The following is a 22,305-nucleotide window of genomic DNA, read 5'->3' as shown; positions in this document are numbered from 1 at the left end:
CCAAGATTGTGAGGGGCGCGCACGCGCTGTAAATGCAAAGTCAGTGGGGAATTATGCACGGTACTGCAACGATGCCTGTCGGACGCGTCCGTGATGGCGCGCTGGATCTGCTCAAGTGGCTGGCGTTGCTGAGCATGCTGCTGGACCACCTGCGCTATGTCGGCTTGAGCCTGGATGGCCTGTACGTACCGGGGCGCCTGGCGTTCCCATGGTTTTGCCTGGCGATTGCGGCAAACCTGCACCGCGCCAGGCACGCGGCCGTCAGCGGGCACTGGCGTTACCTGGGCTGGCTGCTGCTGTTCAGCGTGATCAGCGAAGTGCCGTATCGGTTGTTTATCGAGGATGCCGATACGTTGAATGTATTGCCAACCTTGGCGCTGGGGCTGCTGGTTGCGCGAGGCTGGCAGCAAAAAGCGTTGATTGATCGGGGATTGGCGTTAATCGCCGTAGTGACGGGCGCCGTATTTTCGGCCCAACTGATGTTCGGATTTTTCGGTGTATTGCTGCCGTTGGCCCTGCTGCTGGTGTTCAGTCGGCCGTGGTATTTCAGTGTGTTGCCTGGAGGGGTCTGTGTGGCCGCCAACCAATGGCAAATCCTGCTCAATAGCGGCACGCCTGTAGCGCTGTTGGGGTTGGGCGCGTGCCTGATCGCGCCATTGGCGGGATTGGTCTTATTGCGACACGCCAAAAATGTCTCGCCACCGCCGATGCGCCGCTGGGCGTATGCCTTATACCCACTGCATTTCATCCTGCTGCTGCTGGTCCGCCGAATCATCGCCTGACCCCGGCCACATTTATTTCGCATCTCTCAACCAATGTCGTAAACGCACCTTTGCGTGGCGTGCGCAGGCATTTGATCTACCAGCGCCAGCCCTACCATCGCATCAAAGGGCCCTGCGACGGGCCTCAACAATACGAAAGGCTGGGAGAGACGCGATGTTCAGCAAGAAAGACCAGATCCAGGGTTATGACGATGCACTGCTGGCGGCGATGAATGCCGAGGAGCAGCGTCAGGAAGATCATATCGAGCTGATCGCGTCAGAGAACTACACCAGCAAACGTGTGATGGAAGCGCAAGGCAGCGGCCTCACCAACAAATACGCCGAAGGTTACCCAGGCAAGCGCTACTACGGCGGTTGCGAGCACGTGGACAAGGTTGAAGCCCTGGCCATCGAACGCGCCAAGCAGCTGTTCGGCGCCGATTACGCCAACGTGCAACCGCACTCCGGTTCGTCCGCCAACAGCGCGGTGTACCTGGCGCTGATCAACGCAGGCGACACCATCCTGGGCATGAGCCTGGCCCACGGCGGTCACCTGACCCACGGCGCCAAAGTGTCGTCCTCGGGCAAGCTGTACAACGCGGTGCAATACGGCATCAACACCGACACCGGCCTGATCGACTACGACGAGGTCGAGCGCCTGGCCGTTGAGCACAAGCCGAAGATGGTTGTGGCCGGTTTTTCCGCCTACTCCAAGACCCTGGATTTTCCGCGTTTTCGCGCAATCGCAGACAAGGTGGGCGCGCTGCTGTTCGTCGACATGGCCCACGTCGCCGGTCTGGTGGCTGCCGGTCTGTACCCGAACCCGCTGCCGTACGCCGATGTGGTCACCACCACCACCCACAAGACCCTGCGCGGTCCACGTGGCGGGCTGATCCTGGCCAAGGCCAACGAAGCCATTGAAAAGAAACTCAACGCCGCCGTATTCCCTGGCGCCCAGGGCGGCCCGCTGATGCACGTCATCGCCGGCAAGGCGGTGTGCTTCAAGGAAGCGCTGGAGCCGGGTTTCAAGGCGTATCAGCAACAGGTGATCGATAACGCCCAGGCGATGGCCAGCGTATTTATCAAACGCGGCTACGATGTAGTGTCCGGCGGCACCGATAACCACCTGTTCCTGGTCAGCCTGATCCGTCAGGGCCTGACCGGCAAAGAGGCGGACGCTGCGCTGGGGCGCGCCCACATCACCGTCAACAAGAACGCCGTGCCGAATGACCCGCAGTCGCCATTCGTGACCTCGGGCCTGCGCATCGGCACCCCAGCGGTGACCACGCGTGGTTTCAAAGTACCGCAGTGCATCGAACTGGCCGGCTGGATCTGCGACATCCTCGACAACCTCGGCGACGCCGATGTGGAGGCCAACGTCGCCAAGCATGTGTCTGCCCTGTGCGCTGATTTCCCGGTTTATCGCTGAGTGCGGTTTTTGGAGTAATGACTATGCAACGCTACTCGGGCTTCGGCCTCTTCAAGCACTCCCTCAGCCATCACGAAAACTGGCAGAAGATGTGGCGCACGCCGACCCCGAAAAAGGTCTACGACGTGGTCATCGTCGGCGGTGGCGGGCATGGTCTGGCGACGGCTTACTACTTGGCCAAAGAACATGGCATCACCAATGTGGCCGTGGTCGAGAAGGGCTGGCTGGGCGGCGGTAACACCGCGCGCAACACCACCATCGTGCGATCCAACTACCTGTGGGATGAGTCGGCGCACCTGTATGAACACGCGATGAAGCTGTGGGAAGGCCTGTCCCAGGACCTCAACTACAACGTGATGTTCTCCCAGCGTGGCGTGTACAACCTGTGCCACACCCTGCAAGACATCCGTGATTCCGAGCGTCGCGTGAGTGCCAACCGCCTCAACGGCGTGGATGGCGAGCTGCTCAACGCCAAGCAAGTGGCCGACGAGATTCCGTACCTGGACTGCTCGAAGAACACCCGCTACCCGGTGCTCGGCGCCACCGTGCAACGTCGCGGCGGCGTGGCCCGTCACGATGCCGTGGCCTGGGGCTTTGCCCGCGCCGCCGACGCCCTCGGTGTGGACTTGATCCAGCAGACCGAAGTGATCGGCTTCCGCAAGGAAAACGGCGTGTGCATCGGCGTGGAAACCAACAAAGGCTTCATCGGCGCCAAACGCGTCGGTGTGGTCACGGCCGGTAACTCCGGGCACATGGCATCGCTGGCGGGCTTCCGCCTGCCGATCGAATCCCACCCGCTGCAAGCGTTGGTCTCTGAACCGATCAAGCCGATTATCGACAGCGTGATCATGTCCAACGCCGTGCACGGTTACATCAGCCAGTCCGACAAGGGCGACTTGGTGATCGGCGCCGGTATCGACGGCTACAACGGCTACGGCCAGCGCGGTTCGTACCCGGTGATCGAGCACACCATCCAGGCCATCGTCGAGATGTTCCCCGTGCTGTCGCGCGTGCGCATGAACCGTCAGTGGGGCGGCATCGTCGACACCACGCCGGACGCGTGCCCGATCATCTCCAAGACCCCGGTGCCGAACATGTTCTTCAACTGCGGTTGGGGTACCGGTGGCTTCAAGGCCACCCCAGGTTCAGGCAACGTATTTGCCGCGAGCCTCGCCAAGGGTGAAATGCACCCATTGGCTGCACCTTTCTCCATCGACCGTTTCCACAACGGTGCGTTGATCGACGAACACGGCGCTGCGGCTGTCGCCCACTAACAGGAGAAATTCCTATGTTGCATATCTTCTGTCCTCACTGTGGCGAACTGCGCTCCGAAGAGGAATTCCACGCGTCCGGCCAAGCGCATATCCCGCGCCCGCTGGACCCGAATGCCTGCACCGACGAGCAGTGGGGCGACTACATGTTTTTCCGCGATAACCCGCGCGGCCTGCATCACGAGCTGTGGATTCATGCCGCCGGTTGCCGTCAGTATTTCAACGCCACCCGCGACACTGTGACCTACGAAATTCTTGAAACCTACAAGATCGGTGAGAAGCCTCAGTTCACCGCCAAGGCCTCTGGAGAGAAGGTATGAGCCAGATCAATCGCCTGTCCAACGGTGGCCGGATCGACCGTAATAAAGTCCTGACCTTCAGCTTCAACGGCCAGAGCTACAAGGGTTTTGAAGGCGACACCCTGGCCGCAGCCCTGCTGGCCAACGGCGTCGACATCATTGGCCGCAGCTTCAAATATTCGCGCCCACGCGGCATCTTCGCCGCCGGTGCCGAAGAGCCGAACGCTGTGCTGCAGATCGGCGCCACCGAAGCCACCCAGATCCCCAACGTGCGCGCCACGCAACAGGCGCTGTACCAAGGCCTGGTCGCCACCAGCACCAATGGCTGGCCGAGCGTCAACAACGACATGATGGGGATTCTCGGCAAGGTCGGCGGCAAGCTTATGCCGCCGGGCTTCTACTACAAAACTTTCATGTACCCGCAATCGTTCTGGATGACGTACGAGAAGTACATCCGTAAGGCCGCAGGCCTGGGCCGCTCGCCGACCGAGAACGACCCGGACACCTATGACAACTTCAACCGTCACTGCGACGTGCTGGTGGTGGGCGCAGGCCCTGCCGGCCTGGCGGCGGCATTGGCGGCTGCGCGCAGCGGAGCCCGTGTGATCATCGCCGATGAGCAGGAAGAGTTCGGCGGTTCGCTGCTCGATTCCCGCGAAAGCCTCGACGGCAAACCGGCGACCGAGTGGGTCGCCAGCGTCATCGCCGAATTGAAAAGCCTGCCGGACGTGGTGCTGCTGCCTCGCGCCACCGTTAACGGCTATCACGACCATAACTTCCTGACCATTCACGAGCGTCTCACCGATCACCTCGGTGACCGTGCGCCGATCGGTGTGGTGCGTCAGCGTATCCACCGTGTGCGCGCCAAGCGTGTGGTGCTGGCCACCGGTGCGTGCGAGCGTCCGCTGGTGTACGGCAACAACGATGTGCCGGGCAACATGCTGGCCGGTGCGGTTTCCACCTACGTGCGCCGTTATGGCGTGGCGCCGGGCAAGAAGCTGGTGCTGTCGACCAACAACGACCACGCCTACCGCGTTGCGCTGGACTGGTTCGATGCCGGTCTGCAGGTGGTGGCCGTGGCCGACGTACGTCACAACCCGCGCGGCGCGCTGGTGGAAGAAGCCCGTGCCAAAGGCATTCGTATCCTCACTGGCAGCGCCGTGGTCGAGGCCCGTGGCAGCAAGCACGTGACGGCCGCCCGCGTGGCCGCGATCGATGTCAAAGCGCACAAAGTCACCAGCCCCGGCGAATGGCTGGACTGCGACCTCGTGGCCAGTTCCGGCGGCTACAGCCCGGTGGTCCACTTGGCCTCGCACTTGGGTGGCAAGCCGATCTGGCGTGAAGACATCCTCGGTTTCGTGCCGGGTGAAGCACCACAGAAACGCGTGTGCGTCGGGGGTATCAACGGTGTCTACGGCCTTGGCGATTCCCTGGCCGATGGTTTCGAAGGCGGCGTGCGCGCAGCCAGCGAAGCCGGTTTTGCCCCCGTGGAAGGCACCTTGCCAAAGGCCTTGAGCCGTCTGGAAGAGCCTACGCTGGCGATCTACCAGGTGCCGCACGACAAGCCGACTGCACGGGCGCCGAAGCAATTCGTCGACCTGCAGAACGACGTCACCGCTGCCGCCATCGAACTGGCGACCCGCGAAGGTTTCGAGTCGGTTGAACACGTCAAACGCTACACCGCGCTGGGTTTTGGTACCGACCAGGGCAAGCTGGGCAACGTCAACGGCCTGGCCATTGCCGCCCGCTCGCTGAACGTGACCATCCCGCAGATGGGCACCACCATGTTCCGTCCCAACTACACGCCGGTGACCTTCGGTGCGGTGGCGGGCCGTCACTGTGGGCACATCTTCGAACCGGTACGCTACACCGCGCTGCACGCCTGGCACGTCAAGAACGGCGCCGAGTTTGAAGACGTCGGCCAGTGGAAACGTCCGTGGTACTTCCCTCGTAACGGTGAAGACCTGCACGCCGCCGTCAAACGCGAGTGCCTGGCGGTGCGTGACAGCGTCGGCCTGCTGGATGCGTCCACCCTCGGCAAGATCGACATTCAAGGCCCGGATGCCCGCGAGTTCCTCAACCGCATCTACACCAACGCCTGGACCAAGCTCGATGTGGGCAAGGCGCGTTACGGCCTGATGTGCAAGGAAGACGGCATGGTCTTCGACGACGGCGTAACCGCCTGTCTGGCCGATAACCACTTCCTGATGACCACCACCACCGGCGGCGCGGCTCGCGTTCTGCAGTGGCTGGAAATCTACCAACAGACCGAATGGCCAGACCTCAAGGTGTACTTCACCTCGGTCACCGACCACTGGGCCACCATGACCCTGTCCGGCCCCAACAGCCGCAAGCTGCTGGCGGAAGTCACCGACATCGACCTGGACAAGGACGGCTTCCCGTTCATGACCTGGAAAGAAGGCCTGGTGGGCGGGGTGCCGGCGCGGGTGTTCCGGATTTCGTTTACCGGTGAGCTGTCGTACGAAGTCAACGTGCAGGCCGATTACGCCATGGGCGTGCTGGAAAAAATCGTCGAGGCCGGCAAGCAGTACAACCTGACCCCGTACGGCACCGAAACCATGCACGTGCTGCGGGCCGAGAAGGGCTTCATCATCGTCGGTCAGGACACCGACGGCTCGATGACCCCGGACGACCTGAACATGGGCTGGTGCGTAGGCCGTACCAAGCCGTTCTCATGGATCGGCTGGCGCGGGATGAACCGTGAAGATTGCGTGCGCGAAGAGCGTAAGCAACTGGTGGGCCTCAAGCCGGTCGATCCAAACGTATGGCTGCCCGAGGGCGCGCAGTTGGTGTTCGATCCGAAGCAAACGATCCCGATGAAGATGGTCGGTCACGTCACCTCAAGTTATGCGCACAACTCCCTGGGCTACTCGTTTGCCATGGGCGTGGTTAAAGGCGGCTTGAAGCGCATCGGCGAGCGGGTGTTCTCACCGCAGGCCGACGGCAGTGTGATCGAGGCCGAGATTGTGTCTTCGGTGTTCTTCGATCCAAAGGGTGATCGCCAGAACATCTGATGGACCGAGTCGCCTGCATCCGGGGCTTGCCCCCGATGCAGGCCAGAACAGTCACCCCAGAATTCAGAACAGGTGCTCCATGACAGCAGCCAACGTATACCAACAACGCCCAACCACAGGGGCCAAGGCCGAGTCGTCGCTGCATCATGCCGACCTCGCCAGCCTGGTCGGCAAGGGTCGCAAGAACGCCGGCGTCACCGTGCGTGAAAAGAAACTCCTCGGCCACCTGACCATTCGTGGCGATGGCCACGATGCAGCGTTCGCCGCCGGCGTGCACAAGGCCCTGGGCATCGAGCTGCCTGGCGCTCTGACCGTCATCGTCAAGGGTGAAACCAGCCTGCAATGGCTCGGCCCGGATGAGTGGCTGTTAATCGTGCCGAGTGGTGAAGAGTTCGCCGCCGAGCAGAACCTGCGTGCCGCTCTGGGTGACTTGCACATCCAGATCGTCAACGTCAGTGGCGGCCAGCAGATCCTCGAACTCAGCGGCCCGAACGTGCGTGACGTGCTGATGAAGTCCACCAGCTACGACGTCCACCCCAACAACTTCCCGGTGGGCAAGGCGGTGGGCACGGTGTTCGCCAAATCGCAACTGGTGATCCGCCACACCGCCGAAGACACGTGGGAGCTGTTGATCCGTCGCAGCTTCTCGGATTACTGGTGGTTGTGGTTGCAGGACGCTTCGGCCGAGTTCGGTCTGAGTGTCGTCGCACAATGATCGTTCCCACGCTCGGCGTGGGAATGCATTCCGGGACGCTCGGCGTCCCAAGAGCGGACGCAGAGCGTCCATGGCGGCATGCCCACGCAGAGCGTGGGAACGATCAGCCTGAGGAGTGACCCATGAGCCGCGCACCTGATACATGGATTTTGACTGCCGACTGCCCCAGCGTGCTCGGCACGGTGGATGCGGTCACCCGCTACCTGTTCGAGCAGGGTTGCTACGTCACCGAACACCATTCGTTCGACGACCGCCTCTCCGGCCGGTTTTTCATTCGGGTGGAATTCCGTCAGCCCGATGGCTTTGACGAACAGGCTTTCCGCGATGGCCTGGCCGCGCGCGGCGAGGCCTTTGGGATGATCTTCGAGCTGACGGCGCCGAACTACCGGCCAAAAGTGGTGATCATGGTCTCCAAGGCCGATCACTGCCTGAATGACCTGCTGTACCGTCAGCGCATCGGCCAGCTATCGATGGACGTGGTCGCGGTGGTGTCCAACCACCCCGATCTGAAACCTTTGGCCGACTGGCACCAGATTCCCTACTACCATTTCCCCCTCGACCCTAACGACAAACCGTCCCAGGAGCGTCAAGTGTGGCAAGTGGTGGAAGACACCGGCGCGGAACTGGTGATCCTTGCGCGTTACATGCAAGTGCTGTCGCCGGAGCTGTGCCGCAAGCTCGACGGCAAGGCCATCAATATTCACCACTCGTTGCTGCCGGGTTTCAAGGGCGCCAAGCCCTATCACCAGGCCTACAACAAGGGGGTGAAACTGGTGGGCGCCACGGCGCACTACATCAACAACGACTTGGATGAAGGCCCGATCATCGCCCAAGGCGTGGAAGTGGTGGATCACAGCCACTATCCCGAGGACTTGATTGCCAAGGGGCGGGATATCGAAGGGCTGACATTGGCGCGTGCGGTTGGGTATCACATTGAGCGGCGGGTGTTTCTGAACGCCAATCGCACCGTCGTTCTTTAGATCGCTATCGCCGGCAATCCAGCCCCCACATGTGCAATGCATGGCTCTGTGGGAACCGGACGGCCCGCGATGAGGCGATCAGCAGCAACACAAGAAACAGCATCTGTACCCGAGCACTTAACGCGCTGCCTGCCTGGGCGACGCGGTTCCATAAAAACAACAGCGAGGTGAAAGCATGTCTGGTAATCGTGGTGTCGTGTATCTCGGCAACGGCAAGGTCGAAGTACAGAAAATCGACTATCCCAAAATGCAGGACCCCCGTGGCAGGAAGATCGAGCACGGCGTCATCCTGCGCGTGGTCTCCACCAACATCTGCGGCTCCGACCAACACATGGTGCGCGGCCGCACCACTGCCCAGACCGGCCTGGTGCTCGGTCACGAGATCACTGGTGAAGTGATCGAGAAGGGCAGCGACGTCGAAAACCTGAAGATCGGCGATCTGGTGTCTGTTCCCTTCAACGTCGCGTGCGGCCGCTGCCGTTCGTGCAAAGAGCAACACACCGGCGTATGTCTCACCGTCAACCCGGCCCGTGCCGGTGGCGCCTACGGCTATGTCGACATGGGCGACTGGACCGGCGGCCAGGCCGAATACGTGCTGGTACCGTACGCCGACTTCAACCTGCTCAAACTGCCGGACCGCGACAAGGCCATGGAGAAAATCCGTGACCTGACCTGCCTCTCCGACATTCTCCCAACCGGTTACCACGGCGCCGTCACCGCCGGCGTTGGCCCTGGCAGCACCGTGTACATCGCAGGTGCCGGCCCAGTCGGCCTGGCCGCTGCCGCGTCAGCACGTTTGCTGGGCGCAGCCGTGGTGATCATCGGCGACGTCAACTCCATCCGCTTGGCCCACGCCAAGGCGCAAGGGTTTGAAATCGTCGACCTTTCCACCGACACTCCGCTGCACGAACAAATCGCCGCACTGCTCGGCGAGCCGGAAGTGGATTGCGCGGTTGACTGCGTAGGGTTTGAAGCACGCGGCCACGGCCACGATGGCGTCAAGGCCGAAGCGCCGGCCACCGTGCTCAACTCGCTGATGGGTGTTGTGCGCGTCGCCGGCAAAATCGGTATCCCCGGCCTGTACGTGACCGAAGACCCAGGTGCCGTCGATGCGGCGGCAAAAATGGGCAGCCTGAGCATCCGTTTCGGCCTGGGCTGGGCCAAATCCCACAGCTTCCACACCGGGCAGACCCCAGTGATGAAGTACAACCGCCAACTGATGCAGGCGATCATGTGGGACCGTATCAACATTGCCGAAATCGTCGGTGTGCAGGTCATCAGCCTGGACGACGCGCCACGTGGCTATGGCGAGTTCGATGCGGGCGTGCCGAAGAAGTTTGTAATTGATCCGCATAAGTTGTTCAGCGCGGCGTAAGCGCCGGGCAAATGAAAAGGGCGACCTGCGGGTCGTCCTTTTATTGGTCGTTTATTAGAAACCAACTGATGATCAAACCTGCAACGGCGAGGACGGTGACGATTGTCGGTATGACCATCCAGTACTTAAGGTGCCGGGGAATTTTTTCAACGTCCTCAACCAGTACCAAATGCCTCCATTGACATATCTTTGGAATCAGAATAATGAGCGCCATGGCAAATACGCGTGCCGGTCTGCCTTCAAAAGGTCCCCGTCGCACAATATTTCTATTCACGGCGATAAAGGTGCTGTACTTCACATAATGTTCTGCTGCGTCGAGCTTTTTGAACATGGCAGAAAATACGATCGGAAAGCTCAGTAGCAAGAGAAGGCTTGAGCCCAACACAAAATATTCCGAGTACATTCAATCCTCCGCCGTCTTGTAGAGAAATTTACCTGCAAATTCCCCTGTAGCGCTTCCAACCTTGCCTAAGGATAGTCTGAAGTAGGCCGCTATTTTTCGACTGCTGAGCCATAGGCGCTTTCAAAAAACGGCAGCCGTTCAAAACCGATCACGTCTGCCGCCTATTCCATCCATTTTTTCCGCTGAACGCTCCTCGCAGCAGCTATTTCCCTCATTACGGACGCACCTCTCCTGCGCTGGAGAGCAAATATCGACGCGCCATCCAAAGGTTCGACAGGGCGAACAGCGTCACCATCTGAGAAGTGTTTTTCACCAAGCCTCGGAAACGCACTTTCGTATAACCAAACTGACGCTTGATCACTCGAAATGGATGCTCAACCTTGGCGCGAACCTGGGCCTTGGCTTTCTCGATCTTGCGCATCGCTTTGTACAGCGCGCTGCGTTTACCGTGTTTTTTGTAGGTACTGCGCCGGGCTGCAATCTGCCAGATGACGTGGCGTCCCGCATGCTCTTCGCGCTTCTCGACACCGGTATAGCCTGCATCGGCGCAGACCACGTTCTCAGCACCGTGTAGCAGTTTGTCGACTTGGGTTATGTCCGCGACGTTGGCCGCAGTGACCACCACGCTGTGCACCAGCCCTGACTCATCGTCGACACCAATGTGAGCTTTGGCACCGAAGTAATACTGGTTACCTTTCTTGGTTTGATGCATCTCAGGGTCGCGTTTGCCGTCCTTGTTCTTGGTCGAACTGGGCGCATGAATCAGCGTGGCATCGACGATGGTGCCTTGTCGCAGCGACAAGCCACGGTCGCCCAGATAGCCATTGATCACGCCGAGAATACCAGCGGCCAACTCGTGCTTTTCCAGCAGGCGACGGAAGTTGAGGATGGTAGTTTCATCTGGGATCCGCTCCAGGCTCAGACCTGAAAACTGGCGCAAGATCGTCGTCTCGTACAGCGCTTCTTCCATCGCAGGATCGCTGTAACCGAACCAGTTCTGCATGAGATGAACCCGCAGCATCGCCATCAAAGGATAGGCCGGACGCCCCCCTTCGCCCGTCGGGTAATGAGGTTCGATCAGGGCAATCAAACCCTTCCAGGGTACGACACGATCCATCTCGATCAGGAACAATTCCTTGCGGGTCTGCTTGCGCTTACCGGCGTACTCGGCATCGGCGAAGGTCATTTGCTTCATTGAAAAGCTCGGCGATTGGTGTCCGGAGATTTTGCCAAATCAGGAAGTCTTTTTCAGGATTTCCCTAAGGCTAATCCACCTGCGGCACCGCCTACGAGTGCACATGCCAATGCGCCAGCGCCCGCTGTCGGGATGCCAAACACAATCATGCAGGCGGAGATACCGATGGGGATCCCAATCGATCCACCCACGGATGCACCACCAGCGCTAAACACCAACTTGGAACCTTCAACGTACTTTGCCTGAGTACATGCTTGCTCGCGTCCGGTAGAGCATGCCTCGGCTATCTCCAGCGTGGTCGCCCCAATATCCAGAGCAATCCCAATATAAGTGCCTTTCTTCAACATTTCTGAAGCCTTGACTACTCGTTTGACTGTCTCTTCATATCCTTGTATCCCCATGTATGGTACCGGGCCGAAGCCCCGGTCACCGTGCTCAACTCGGATGGATGTGGTTCGCGTGGCCGGTGATGTCGCTATTCGTAGTTGGATGAAGGCGACTAAGGGGCGCCCTTGTTTTGTCGCAGGTTAGACTTCTATAAAAAGCCAACTGATAAACATAGTCAGGGCTGATAGATGGGTTATGAGTGATGGCGTGACCATCCAGTATTTGAGGCGCCTTGGAATCTTTTCAACGTCCTTCGTGAATGCCAGATGTCTCCATTGAAATAAACTTGGCATAAGAATGACCATGGCCATGACATATAAGCGCACGTGCCTGCCTTCAAAGGGAAGACTGCACAGAGTCTGTCGAACCCCAACAATGTATGCGCTGTATTGCAGATGGTGTTCGGCTGCGTCGAGTTTATCGAACATGACATAAAAGTTGAGCGGGAGGCTGAGTAGCATGATGGCGCCTGAAAACATGCCGATAGATAACGGATCCATTTATTTTCCCCAACTTTTGTACAGAAATGTGCCCGCTTCTTTACCCAGGTTGCTCCCGGCCGAGCCTATGGCAAGTCCTCCGGCCGCGCCCCCTATGATTGCGCAGGCCAAGACCCCAGCGCCTGCTGTAGGTATGCCAAAAACAAGTGCGCAGGCACCGATCCCGATAGCCGCCCCGATCTTTCCTCCTGCGTATGCACTGCCAACGCCAAACACCAATTTGCCTCCTTCAACATACTTTGCCTGAGTACATGCTTGCTCGCGTCCGGTAGAGCATGCCTCGGCTATCTCCAGCGTGGTCGCCCCAATATCCAGAGCAATCCCAATATAAGTGCCTTTTTTCAACATTTCTGAAGCCTTGGCTACTCGTTTGACTGTCTCTTCGTACCCTCGAATTTCCCCATGTTGCCAATAGCTTTTAGTGAAAATCCCCAGCATCTTTTTAATCGAACCGTCGTTTCTCAGGCCCGTTCCCAACCGTGCCAATCCCGAAAGTTGACCATCCAGTCTCGCGAACAACGCGCTGCGTTTCACCAGAAACTCATCCCTTGCCGCCGTAGTCCCCTTGCGTAAGTACTGCTTATGCAGCTCGTCAATTTCCTTGAGCGTCTGCTCGATCTGCGCCAAGTGCTTGCTCCATGCGCTGCTGGCGCTGCCGATCCCAAGGGAGGCATGGGACATGATGGCTTGCATCTGATCGTAATTTTTGATCAAGAATTGATCAGCCGCGGAATGCGCCAGCAATGCCTGTTTTATGTTCTGTGCCGAGCGCATCAATCGTGCTTCCTCTGCGGTGCACGACGCTGTGTGCGCATCAGGAATGATCACCAACTGCCCCGGCAATACCACGACATTGCGAATGTGCTGGTTGAGGATGTCGAACTTGGTTTGGCGGGTTGGATTGAGCGAAAGGCTCAGTTTGAGCATCGGATAAAGCTGCGGCCGCTCGTTGATAAATGCATAGGCTCCCTGCATCGCGTACACCTCCAGAAACTGTGGCGCACGACTATATGAAGGCGCCGCAGGGGGCGTAAGCAGCGGTCAGGGGTGTTTGGAGTGTTTGGGAAATGGACTACGCAAGTACAGGGCGATGCCTACGCTTGTAGCTGTCGGGGGATCACATCCAGGCAATCACACCCGTCACGCAATGAAGTGGCGCAGAGCAGAGTAAGTCCTGGAGGGCGATGGTTCCGGGCCGAAGCTCTAGTCATGATGCTCAACTCGGGTGTGTGTGGGCGGTAAGATCGGTATTCCCAGTCAGGTGGAGCCTACTAAGGAACGTACTTGTTTTATCGCGGATTAAACTTCTATAAAAAGCCAACTGATAAACATGCCGATAAATGATATGCAGGTAATGAGGGGTGGTATGACCATCCAGTACTTGAGAGGCTTGGGTATTTTTTTAACGTCTTCAATAAGTACCAAACCTCTCCATTGAAGTACTTTTGGGATGAGAATAATAGTTGCCATGGCGAATACGCGTTGGGGCCGTCCTTCAAAGTCTGCATGGCGAAAGATATGTTTGTGCGCGACAAGATAGCTGCTGTATCGCACATAGTGTTCCGCAGCATCGAGCTTTTTGTACATGGCGCAAAAGATCAGTACGAAGCACAGTAGCATTAGAACGACCGAGCCAATGCCCAAATAGACCAAGACCATTTAGTTCCTCACAGTCTTATAGAGAAATTTGCCTGTGTTTTCCGCTAGTCCAATTCCCAGTGCACCGCCAGCAAGTCCGCCTGCTGTACCGCCGGCAATGGCACATGCTAAGGCTCCGGCGCCTGCCGTAGGTATTCCAAAAAAAATCATGCAGGCGCCGATGCCGACGGAAGCACCCAGTTTCCCTCCCAAGTAGGAGCCACCCACGCCAGCCACCAGCTTGCCTCCTTCAACGTACTTTGCCTGGGTACATGCTTGCTTGCGTCCGGTAGAACATGCCTCCTCTATCTCAAGCGCAGTCGCTCCGATATCCAGCGCGACACCGATGTAAGTCCCTTTTTTCAGTATCTGCGAAGCTTTGGCGATACGCTCGACTGTCTCTTCGTACCCTCGAATTTCCCCATGTTGCCAATAGCTTCTAGTGGAAATCCCCAGCATCTTTTTAATCGAACCGTCGGTTCTCAGGCCCGTTCCCAGCCGTGCCAATCCCGAAAGTTGACCATCCAGTCTCGCGAACAACGCGCTGCGTTTCACCAGAAACTCATCCCTTGCCGCCGTAGTCCCCTTGCGTAAGTACTGCTTATGCAGCTCGTCAATTTCCTTGAGCGTCTGCTCGATCTGCGCCAAGTGCTTGCTCCATGCGCTGCTGGCGCTGCCGATCCCAAGGGAGGCATGGGACATGATGGCTTGCATCTGATCGTAATTTTTGATCAAGAATTGATCAGCCGCGGAATGCGCCAGCAATGCCTGTTTTATGTTCTGTGCCGAGCGCATCAATCGTGCTTCCTCTGCGGTGCACGACGCTGTGTGCGCATCAGGAATGATCACCAACTGCCCCGGCAATACCACGACATTGCGGATGTGTTGGTTGAGAATATCGAACTTGGTTTGACTATGAGGGTTGAGCGAAAGGCTTAGTTTGAGCATCGGATAAAGCTGCGGCCGCTCGTTGATAAATGCATAGGCTCCCTGCATCGCGTACACCTCCAGAAACTGTGGCGCACGACTATATGAAGGCGCCGCAGGGGGCGTAAGCAGCGGTCAGGGGGGTTTGGAGTGTTTGGGAAATGGACTACGCAAGTACAGGGCGATGCCTACGCTTGTAGCTGTCGGCGGATCACATCCAGGCAATCACACCGCTCACATATTGGAGTCGCCCTGCGCAGGTCAATCCTGGACGCAGGGGATTAGTGGTGTTTGGGGAACGGGCGTCAGCGCGTGGCCAGCGCGCCTTGGTACACCGTCGGCCCCGTCGGCTGTTTGCTCACCGACCCGCCTTTGGCCTCCGAACTCACCATCAATTCCACCGGTTTGCTGATGGACGCCTGCTGGCGCGGGTTCAAACCGATGATGCCCTGGCCGTCTTCGGGCAAAAGCCCCAACGACACCGGCTTGCCGCCTTCGGGTATGGCCCACAGTTCCAGGCTTTGATCCGGTGCGGGTGTCGCGGTGGCGATGGGTTCAATTTGCAGGTAGTCCTTGTGCGCCATGACTTGCGCAGCCGGTTGCTGGGTCGTGGTCACCAGCGTGGCGGCGGACTCGACGTTGTCCTGGGTGTAGAACGCGCCGCCGAGACCGGCGATCACCGCTACAAAGACGCCGACAAACAGGCGCGGACGATTCCAGAAGGGAGGTTTTTGCTCAATCACTTGGGGGCGTGTGGCGCTCATAAAGCAGTTCCTGACAAGTTTTGGAGTCATTCCATGGACTCTGATCCTGCCATTGGGTTCCTGCGACGATCCGGAACAATGCACGGGATACCCAGTCCAACGCCTGCTCTCGCCCCTATATCCAGAGGTTGTTCCAATGAAGATTTCACGCGGTTTCGCCCTTTCCTGCCTCATGACCCTGGCGGCCGGCCCGGTGTTTGCCGCAGGGTTCAGCCTCGGCGATGCGGCCAATGCCATCTCCGGCATGCAGGGCGGCACCAACAAGGCCGCGGCCGCCGCACCGTCGTCCGAGACGGCCGGGCTGCTGGGCGCGCTGACCTCGCAACTCAACATCACCCCTGAACAGGCCGTTGGCGGTACCGGCGCGATGCTGGGCCTGGCGAAGAACAAACTCAGCGGCAACGACTATTCGCAACTGGGCAACAGCGTGCCGGGCCTCGACCAACTGTCGGGTAACAACGCATTGGGCAGCCTCGGCGCCTTGAGCGGGTTGCTTGGCCAGACCGGCGGCAGCAAGACCAGCGGCCTGGAGGGCCTGCTCGGCAACGTGAAAGACACCAATGACCTGAACACCGCGTTCAGCGCCTTGGGCATGGACAGCGGCATGATCGGTCAATTTGCCCCGGTGATCCTGCAGTACCTGGGCAGCCAGGGTGCCAACAGTTCGGTGTTGGGCAAACTGGCCCAAGCCTGGGGTACCGGCAGCTAAAGCGTCTCTGCGCGCAACTGCTCGATGCGCGCGTCTTTCTCGTTCCAGAGCTGGTTGACCCAGTTCTGGACGGTCTGGCGAAACGCCGGGTCGTTCTCGTAATCTCCTTGCCACAACGCCGGGTCCAGCTCACGGGTCCGGATGTCGATGATCACCTTCGGCACCGCGCCGCTGATCAAGTCCCAGAACCCCGGAATCTTCTGCTGCGGGTAAACCACGGTCACATCCAGAATCGCATCCAACTGCTCGCCCATCGCCGCCAGCACAAACGCCACGCCGCCCGCCTTGGGCTTGAGCAGCCGCCTGAATGGCGATGCTTGCTGCGTGTGCTTGGCTTCGCTGAACCGTGTCCCTTCCAGGTAATTGACCACCGTCACCGGCTGGCGCTTGAACAGCTCGCACGCCTGCTTGGTGATTTTCAGATCCTGCCCCGCCAACTCCGGGTGCCTGGCCAGGAACGCCTTGGTGTAGCGCTTCATGAACGGGTAATCCAGTGCCCACCACGCCAAGCCCAGGAACGGCACCCAGATCAGCTCTTTTTTCAGGAAGAATTTGAAGAACGGCGTGCGTCGGTTGAGGGCCTGGATCAGCGCCGGGATATCCACCCAGGATTGGTGGTTGCTGATGACCAGGTAGGAGGTGTCGCCTCGCAGGTCCTCGCCGCCGCGAATATCCCACTGGGTGGGAATGCACAGGGCGAAGATCAGTTTGTCGATCTCGGCCCAGGTTTCGGCGATCCACATCACCGCCCCTGACATGTAGTCGCGAAAGCGACCCGGCGCCACCAGCTTGAGCAGGGCGAACACCATCAAGGGGCCGATCAGGATCAGCGTATTGAGTAACAGCAGCAGGGTGACCAGACAGCCGGTGAGCAGGCGGCGCATAAGCAACTCTTGGAATCGTGTGGGCGGGCCATGATAAGAGAGCTGGGTCCAGAGGCCAAATCGCAAAGCGCCGGACGAATGTTTCACAATGTGCCGGTTATGCTGGGGCACTAACTTAGTACCGTGGTTGCGGTCTAGAATTCGCCTACTTAATTCAAGGAACCCTCCTACGTGAAATCTATCCTTGCCCTGCTCGCTCTCGCTGCGCTGCCTGTCATGGCCGCCGAACCGACCCTCTACGGTCGCTACGAATACATCCAGTTGCCGGAGATCGGCGAAACCTTCAAGGCCAAGATGGACACCGGCGCGCTGACCGCTTCGCTGTCGGCCCGCGATATCGAAACCTTCACCCGTGATGGCGACGACTGGGTGCGTTTCCGTCTCGGCGGCAAGGACGCCTCCAACAAGGTCTACGAACACAAAGTCTCGCGCATCAGCAAGATCAAGAGCCGCGCCGACGAAGACGACGAAAAAGACGAAGCCACCGTGGCCAAGCGCCCGGTGATCGACCTGGAAATGTGCCTCGGCGACGTCAAACGCACCGTAGAGGTCAACCTCACCGACCGCAGCGGCTTCAACTACCCGCTGCTGATCGGCGCCAAGGCCCTGCGTGAGTTCGGCGCTGCGGTAAACCCGGCCCGTCGGTACACTGCCGACAAACCGGACTGCTGACAGACCCCAAATGCCCCACATCCTGATTGTCGAAGACGAAGCGGCGATAGCCGATACGCTGATATTCGCCCTGCAAGGCGAAGGCTTCAGCACCACCTGGCTGAGTCTGGGCCAGGAGGCCCTGGCCCATCAGCGCCAGAGCCCGGCCGACCTGATCATCCTCGACATCGGCCTGCCCGACATCAGCGGTTTTGAAACCTGCAAGCAATTGCGCCGTTTCAGCGAGGTGCCGGTGATGTTTCTCAGCGCCCGGGATGGCGAGATTGATCGGGTGGTGGGGCTGGAGATCGGTGCCGACGATTATGTGGTCAAGCCGTTCAGCCCCCGGGAAGTGGCGGCGCGGGTCAAGGCCATCCTCAAGCGCGTAGGCCCCGGTGTGGTGACGGCAGTGTTCCAGGTGGACCTGGAACGCATGCAGATCACCTACCGCAGCCAACCGTTGAGCCTCACGCGCCATGAGTTCCGCCTGCTGCAAAGCCTGCTGGAACAACCCGAGCGTGTGTTCAGCCGCGAGCAATTACTGGATGCGGTGGGCGTGCCGGCGGACGCCGGGTACGAGCGCAATATCGACAGCCATATCAAAAGCCTGCGTAGCAAACTGCGCGCTGTGGCGGCGGACGCCGAGCCGATCCAGACCCATCGCGGCCTCGGTTACAGCTACAGCCCGAGCAGCAGCTGATGCGCCTGGGGCTGCGGATTTTCCTGGTGTATGCGCTGTTTATCGGCCTCACCGGTTACTTTGTGCTCAGCACGGTGATGAAGGAAATCCGCCCCGGTGTGCGTCAGTCCACCGAAGAAACCCTGGTGGACACCGCCAACCTGCTGGCCGAGATCCTGCGTGACGACGTAAAGCATCACACCCTGGGCCAAAGCCACTGGCCGCAGGTGCTCAAGGCGTATGGCAATCGCCAGCCGGGCGCGACCATCTGGGGCCTGCCGAAAAACCAGGTCAACCACCGTATCTACGTGACCGACGCCAAAGGCATCGTGTTGCTCGACTCCAGCGGCGAAGCGGTGGGGCAGGACTACTCCAAATGGAACGATGTATACCTGACCCTGCGCGGCGAGTACGGCGCGCGCTCCACCCGCAGCAACGCGCAGGACGCCACCTCGTCGGTGATGCACGTGGGCGCGCCGATCCGCGACAACGGCCAGATCATCGGCGTGGTCACCGTGGCCAAGCCCAACAGCTCGCTGCAGCCTTATGTCGACCGCACCGAGCGGCGCCTGCTGTGGTACGGCGCGGGGTTGGTGGTCCTCGGCTTGCTGCTGGGGGCGTTGTTGTCATGGTGGCTGAGCGTCGCATTAAGGCGGCTGACGGCTTATGCCGAGGCGGTCAGCGAAGGCCGTCGTGCCGAATTGCCCCATTACCGTGGCGGCGAGCTCAAGCAACTGTCCACCGCCGTGGAGCACATGCGCACGCAGCTGGAGGGCAAGGCGTACGTCGAACATTACGTGCACACCCTGACCCATGAATTGAAAAGCCCGCTGGCGGCGATTCGCGGGGCGGCGGAGCTGTTGCAGGGCGACATGACCCGCGAGCAGCAGCAGCGTTTTGTCGGCAATATCGACAGCGAAAGCGCGCGCCTGCAGCAGTTGATTGAACGCCTGCTGAACCTGGCCCAGGTGGAGCAACGCCAGGGCCTGGAAGAACAGACGAGCATCGCGCTGGGCGCGCTGGTCGACGAGGTGCTCAACGCCCAATGTGCACGCATTGAAGGCGCCGGCCTGCATGTCGAGCAGGCCATTGGCACGGATGTGAAGGTGTTCGGCGAGCCGTTCCTGTTGCGCCAGGCCCTGGGTAACCTGCTGGAAAACGCCCTGGACTTCACGCCACCCGGCGGCGTGTTGAGGTTCAGCGCTCACACGCAGCACAACGATGTGCAGGTGAGCCTGTTCAACGAGGCGGCGGCGATTCCCGATTACGCCCTGCCGCGCTTGAGCGAGCGTTTTTATTCACTGCCACGCCCGGCGAGCGGGCGCAAAAGCACCGGCCTTGGCCTCAACTTTGTCGAGGAAGTGATGAAACTGCACGGCGGCGCGTTGCAGATCGGCAACGTACCGGGCGGCGTGCAGGTGGTGCTGCATCTCCACACAGTCTCCACATTCCCCACATAAACCCCCCACATGCGCGGCCCACTCTCTCTGCATCAAAACAGGGAGAGACCCATGAACCGCAGCCTGCTTTTCAAACTTGGCGCGATTGCGCTGCTGATCCTGCTGTTGCTGATTCCGTTGCTGATGATCAACGGCATCATCACCGACCGCCAGCAACTGCGCGACGGTGTGCTGATGGACATCGCGCGCAGCTCCAGTTACGCCCAGCGCCTCACCGGGCCGGTGATGGTGGTGCCGTATCGCAAGACCGTGCGCGAGTGGAAGCTCAATGAAAAGCTCAACAAGCGCTACGAAGAAACCCGTGAAGTGCGCGGCCGTCTGTATTTCCTGCCGGAGCGCTTTGAGCTCGACGGCAAGGTCCAGACCGAACTGCGTGCACGGGGCATTTACCAGGCCCGTCTGTTTCACGCCGACAACCGCATCAGCGGGCGTTTTGTGCTGCCCGAACAATGGGGCATCACCGACAACTACGCCGATTACCGCTTTGAACCGGCCTTTCTGGCGGTGGGCATCAGTGATATCCGCGGCATCGAAAACGCCCTGAAGCTCGAACTGGGCAGCCAGCGTCTGGAGTTCTCGCCGGGCAGCCAGGTGGGCTGGCTGGGCGAGGGTGTACACGTCGAGTTGCCTGCGCAGGACAACAAGAAACCCGCGGCCATGGACTTCGCCTTTGACCTGCGCCTGCAAGGTACCGAGCAACTGCAGGTGGTGCCGGTGGGCAAGACCAGCCAAGTGTCCCTGGCGTCCAACTGGCCGCACCCCAGCTTCGTCGGCAACTTCCTGCCGGCGCAGCGCGAGGTCACCGACACGGGCTTCACCGCCCGCTGGCAGACCTCGTTTTTCTCCACCAACCTGGAAGAAGCCCTGCGCGGCTGCCTGTCCGAAAGCAGCTGTGAAGACTTCAACAGCCGCAGCTTTGGCGTGAACTTCATCGACCCGGTGGACCAGTACCTCAAGAGTGACCGCGCGATCAAATACGCGCTGCTGTTCATCGCCCTGACCTTTGCCGGTTTCTTCCTGTTCGAAGTGCTCAAGAGCCTGGCGGTTCACCCGATTCAATACGCTCTGGTGGGGGTCGCGCTGGCGTTTTTCTACCTGCTGCTGTTGTCGTTGTCCGAGCACCTGGGCTTTGCGTTGGCCTACCTGATATCGGCCAGTGCCTGCGTGCTGTTGATTGGCTTTTACGTGTGCCATGTGCTGCGCAGCGTGGCCCACGGCCTGGGCTTTTCGATAGGGTTGGCGGCGCTGTATGGCTTGTTGTACGGGTTGTTGAGTGCCGAGGATTACGCCCTGCTGATGGGCTCGCTGCTGCTGTTCGGCCTGCTGGGCACGGTGATGGTGCTGACGCGTAAGTTGGATTGGTATGGGGTGGGCAAGCGCAAAGGGACTGAGCCGTTGGTGTTCGATCTGGAGGCGGTGCAATGATTGGGTTGCGTGAGGATCGGCAGGAGCGGGCGCGATTGGTGGGCAATATCAACGCGCTATTTCCGGTGTGGCAAAGGGCTGTTGTGATGAACGGAGCCGGTTATGACGAGCCCGCTCGCCACACAGAGTCCATTCACCACAACAAGTGGGCTCATTACAGGCCAGCTACGCCATCGCTCAGGCCGGTGGCTGGGTCTGCTGCATCGAAGGCCGCTGGCTGACCTCGGCGTACCAGGCGGCAAGCTGGGGGTTGGCCAGGCGCCAGTGCATGTCCGGGTGGCGAAAGTCCAGGTAACCCAGGGCGCAGGCCACGCTGATGGCGGCGATGTCGAAGTGGCTAGTCAGCTCGGCAATTGCGTCCTGCTCCAGCTCGGCAAGGGTGCGGTTGATCTTGTTGCGCTGTTCGTCGAGCCACGGGGCCCAGTGTTTTTCCAACGGGCGCAGGGCGGTTTCGTAACGCACCAGCACGGCGGCATCCAGAATGCCGTCGGCCATCGAGGCCAGGGTCAGGCGCCGCCAGCGCGCCGAGCCGTCGCGCGGGATCAGCGGGTTGCCGACATGCTGGTGGTCGAAGTAATCGAGGATCACCCGGCTGTCGTGCAGCACGCTGCCGTCGGGCAGGCGCAGGGCGGGGATCTTGCCTACGGGGTTGTCTTGCACCAGCTGCGCATCGGGGTTTACCGGGGTCGGCATGCAGCCGTGCAGGGTCACGCGGTCGTGCTGGCCGGTTTCAAGCAACAGCACGCGGACTTTGCGCACAAAGGGCGATGCGGGGTTGTGAAACAGGGTCATGCTGGGAGCAGACATGGGCATTCCTC

General features: G+C 59.9%; 21 protein-coding genes. 13 read left to right on the top strand and 8 right to left on the bottom strand.

What is annotated here, in order from left to right; all coding sequences use genetic code 11:
* Positions 1-53: 53 nt before the first annotated feature.
* The 8 genes from PSH59_RS23840 to fdhA all read left to right on the top strand — a co-directional run bounded on the left by PSH59_RS23840 (position 54) and on the right by fdhA (position 9,865).
* Positions 54-782, top strand: a complete 729-nt coding sequence (locus PSH59_RS23840) for a TraX family protein (protein WP_305393804.1) — start codon at positions 54-56, stop codon at positions 780-782.
* A 154-nt stretch (positions 783-936) separates the two neighbouring features.
* A complete protein-coding gene (gene glyA / locus PSH59_RS23835) occupies positions 937-2,190 on the top strand; it encodes a serine hydroxymethyltransferase (RefSeq protein WP_248080390.1) in 1,254 nt (417 codons plus the stop codon).
* A 23-nt stretch (positions 2,191-2,213) separates the two neighbouring features.
* Positions 2,214-3,464, top strand: coding sequence for a sarcosine oxidase subunit beta (locus tag PSH59_RS23830; protein WP_010207084.1), 1,251 nt, complete (start codon positions 2,214-2,216; stop codon positions 3,462-3,464).
* Between the two features lie 14 nt (positions 3,465-3,478).
* Positions 3,479-3,781, top strand: coding sequence for a sarcosine oxidase subunit delta (locus tag PSH59_RS23825; RefSeq protein WP_003194855.1), 303 nt, complete (start codon positions 3,479-3,481; stop codon positions 3,779-3,781).
* Positions 3,778-6,795, top strand: a complete 3,018-nt coding sequence (locus tag PSH59_RS23820) for a sarcosine oxidase subunit alpha (protein WP_305393803.1) — start codon at positions 3,778-3,780, stop codon at positions 6,793-6,795. Before PSH59_RS23825 ends, PSH59_RS23820 begins: the two co-directional genes overlap by 4 nt.
* A gap of 79 nt (positions 6,796-6,874) precedes the next feature.
* On the top strand, positions 6,875-7,510 hold the full coding sequence (locus PSH59_RS23815) for a sarcosine oxidase subunit gamma (protein ID WP_305393802.1): 636 nt from the start codon (positions 6,875-6,877) through the stop codon (positions 7,508-7,510).
* 122 nt (positions 7,511-7,632) lie between these two features.
* Positions 7,633-8,490, top strand: a complete 858-nt coding sequence (gene purU, locus PSH59_RS23810) for a formyltetrahydrofolate deformylase (protein ID WP_034101145.1) — start codon at positions 7,633-7,635, stop codon at positions 8,488-8,490.
* A 175-nt stretch (positions 8,491-8,665) separates the two neighbouring features.
* Positions 8,666-9,865: a formaldehyde dehydrogenase, glutathione-independent gene (gene fdhA, locus PSH59_RS23805; protein WP_005792122.1), complete on the top strand. Its 1,200-nt coding sequence runs from the start codon at positions 8,666-8,668 to the stop codon at positions 9,863-9,865.
* A gap of 40 nt (positions 9,866-9,905) precedes the next feature.
* Here fdhA and PSH59_RS23800 read toward each other — a convergent pair whose 3' ends face one another.
* The 6 genes from PSH59_RS23800 to PSH59_RS23775 form a co-directional block, all read right to left on the bottom strand.
* Entirely contained in the window at positions 9,906-10,268 is a 363-nt protein-coding gene (locus tag PSH59_RS23800) for a hypothetical protein (RefSeq protein WP_248080387.1), read from the bottom strand.
* Positions 10,269-10,482: 214 nt separating this feature from the next.
* Entirely contained in the window at positions 10,483-11,463 is a 981-nt protein-coding gene (locus tag PSH59_RS23795; protein ID WP_305393801.1) for an IS5 family transposase, read from the bottom strand.
* 527 nt (positions 11,464-11,990) lie between these two features.
* Positions 11,991-12,350, bottom strand: coding sequence for a hypothetical protein (locus PSH59_RS23790; RefSeq protein ID WP_305393800.1), 360 nt, complete (start codon positions 12,348-12,350; stop codon positions 11,991-11,993).
* Entirely contained in the window at positions 12,351-13,325 is a 975-nt protein-coding gene (locus PSH59_RS23785; RefSeq protein WP_305393799.1) for a hypothetical protein, read from the bottom strand.
* A 684-nt stretch (positions 13,326-14,009) separates the two neighbouring features.
* Positions 14,010-14,984 (bottom strand): hypothetical protein, encoded by a 975-nt coding sequence (locus PSH59_RS23780; protein WP_305393798.1) that lies wholly within the window; start codon positions 14,982-14,984, stop codon positions 14,010-14,012.
* Between the two features lie 236 nt (positions 14,985-15,220).
* Positions 15,221-15,679 (bottom strand): anti-sigma factor domain-containing protein, encoded by a 459-nt coding sequence (locus PSH59_RS23775; RefSeq protein ID WP_348983808.1) that lies wholly within the window; start codon positions 15,677-15,679, stop codon positions 15,221-15,223.
* Between the two features lie 136 nt (positions 15,680-15,815).
* Between PSH59_RS23775 and PSH59_RS23770 the strand changes: the two genes are divergently transcribed.
* Positions 15,816-16,388: a DUF2780 domain-containing protein gene (locus PSH59_RS23770; RefSeq protein ID WP_248080376.1), complete on the top strand. Its 573-nt coding sequence runs from the start codon at positions 15,816-15,818 to the stop codon at positions 16,386-16,388.
* Here the strand turns inward: PSH59_RS23770 and PSH59_RS23765 are convergent.
* Positions 16,385-17,272, bottom strand: a complete 888-nt coding sequence (locus PSH59_RS23765; RefSeq protein ID WP_305393797.1) for an acyltransferase — start codon at positions 17,270-17,272, stop codon at positions 16,385-16,387. The genes PSH59_RS23770 and PSH59_RS23765 overlap by 4 nt on opposite strands.
* A gap of 171 nt (positions 17,273-17,443) precedes the next feature.
* Between PSH59_RS23765 and PSH59_RS23760 the strand changes: the two genes are divergently transcribed.
* Genes PSH59_RS23760 through creD form a run of 4 tightly spaced genes read left to right on the top strand, consistent with a single transcriptional unit; the run spans position 17,444 to position 21,487 of the window.
* Positions 17,444-17,944 carry an ATP-dependent zinc protease gene (locus PSH59_RS23760; protein ID WP_248080371.1) on the top strand — a complete coding sequence of 167 codons (501 nt, stop codon included), beginning with the start codon at positions 17,444-17,446 and terminating at the stop codon, positions 17,942-17,944.
* Positions 17,945-17,954: 10 nt separating this feature from the next.
* Complete coding sequence (gene creB, locus PSH59_RS23755) at positions 17,955-18,623, top strand: two-component system response regulator CreB (RefSeq protein ID WP_248080369.1); 669 nt, start codon at positions 17,955-17,957, stop codon at positions 18,621-18,623.
* On the top strand, positions 18,623-20,062 hold the full coding sequence (gene creC / locus PSH59_RS23750; RefSeq protein WP_248080367.1) for a two-component system sensor histidine kinase CreC: 1,440 nt from the start codon (positions 18,623-18,625) through the stop codon (positions 20,060-20,062). Before creB ends, creC begins: the two co-directional genes overlap by 1 nt.
* 51 nt (positions 20,063-20,113) lie before the next feature.
* The gene (gene creD / locus PSH59_RS23745; RefSeq protein WP_248080365.1) at positions 20,114-21,487 is read left to right on the top strand and encodes a cell envelope integrity protein CreD; all 1,374 of its coding nucleotides are present in this window, start codon (positions 20,114-20,116) and stop codon (positions 21,485-21,487) included.
* 177 nt (positions 21,488-21,664) lie between these two features.
* Here the strand turns inward: creD and PSH59_RS23740 are convergent, their stop codons facing one another.
* Positions 21,665-22,294, bottom strand: coding sequence for a glutathione S-transferase (locus PSH59_RS23740; protein WP_305393796.1), 630 nt, complete (start codon positions 22,292-22,294; stop codon positions 21,665-21,667).
* Positions 22,295-22,305: the final 11 nt, after the last annotated feature.

Source organism: Pseudomonas sp. FP2309, from assembly GCF_030687575.1.
In the GTDB taxonomy this organism is placed as follows: domain Bacteria; phylum Pseudomonadota; class Gammaproteobacteria; order Pseudomonadales; family Pseudomonadaceae; genus Aquipseudomonas.
Note: the sequence above shows the minus strand (reverse complement) of the source record. Positions and strands in the feature narration are given on the sequence as shown.

Coding starts and splice junctions, on each gene's coding strand:
- PSH59_RS23815 (WP_305393802.1), top strand. CDS start 6,875: ATGACAGCAGCCAACGTATACCAACAACGCCCAACCACAGGGGCCAAG.
- glyA (WP_248080390.1), top strand. CDS start 937: ATGTTCAGCAAGAAAGACCAGATCCAGGGTTATGACGATGCACTGCTG.
- PSH59_RS23785 (WP_305393799.1), bottom strand. CDS start 13,325: ATGCAGGGAGCCTATGCATTTATCAACGAGCGGCCGCAGCTTTATCCG.
- PSH59_RS23830 (WP_010207084.1), top strand. CDS start 2,214: ATGCAACGCTACTCGGGCTTCGGCCTCTTCAAGCACTCCCTCAGCCAT.
- PSH59_RS23820 (WP_305393803.1), top strand. CDS start 3,778: ATGAGCCAGATCAATCGCCTGTCCAACGGTGGCCGGATCGACCGTAAT.
- fdhA (WP_005792122.1), top strand. CDS start 8,666: ATGTCTGGTAATCGTGGTGTCGTGTATCTCGGCAACGGCAAGGTCGAA.
- PSH59_RS23800 (WP_248080387.1), bottom strand. CDS start 10,268: ATGTACTCGGAATATTTTGTGTTGGGCTCAAGCCTTCTCTTGCTACTG.
- PSH59_RS23840 (WP_305393804.1), top strand. CDS start 54: ATGCACGGTACTGCAACGATGCCTGTCGGACGCGTCCGTGATGGCGCG.
- creD (WP_248080365.1), top strand. CDS start 20,114: ATGAACCGCAGCCTGCTTTTCAAACTTGGCGCGATTGCGCTGCTGATC.
- PSH59_RS23795 (WP_305393801.1), bottom strand. CDS start 11,463: ATGAAGCAAATGACCTTCGCCGATGCCGAGTACGCCGGTAAGCGCAAG.
- PSH59_RS23775 (WP_348983808.1), bottom strand. CDS start 15,679: ATGAGCGCCACACGCCCCCAAGTGATTGAGCAAAAACCTCCCTTCTGG.
- PSH59_RS23765 (WP_305393797.1), bottom strand. CDS start 17,272: ATGCGCCGCCTGCTCACCGGCTGTCTGGTCACCCTGCTGCTGTTACTC.
- creB (WP_248080369.1), top strand. CDS start 17,955: ATGCCCCACATCCTGATTGTCGAAGACGAAGCGGCGATAGCCGATACG.
- creC (WP_248080367.1), top strand. CDS start 18,623: ATGCGCCTGGGGCTGCGGATTTTCCTGGTGTATGCGCTGTTTATCGGC.
- PSH59_RS23825 (WP_003194855.1), top strand. CDS start 3,479: ATGTTGCATATCTTCTGTCCTCACTGTGGCGAACTGCGCTCCGAAGAG.
- PSH59_RS23780 (WP_305393798.1), bottom strand. CDS start 14,984: ATGCAGGGAGCCTATGCATTTATCAACGAGCGGCCGCAGCTTTATCCG.
- purU (WP_034101145.1), top strand. CDS start 7,633: ATGAGCCGCGCACCTGATACATGGATTTTGACTGCCGACTGCCCCAGC.
- PSH59_RS23770 (WP_248080376.1), top strand. CDS start 15,816: ATGAAGATTTCACGCGGTTTCGCCCTTTCCTGCCTCATGACCCTGGCG.
- PSH59_RS23740 (WP_305393796.1), bottom strand. CDS start 22,294: ATGTCTGCTCCCAGCATGACCCTGTTTCACAACCCCGCATCGCCCTTT.
- PSH59_RS23790 (WP_305393800.1), bottom strand. CDS start 12,350: ATGGATCCGTTATCTATCGGCATGTTTTCAGGCGCCATCATGCTACTC.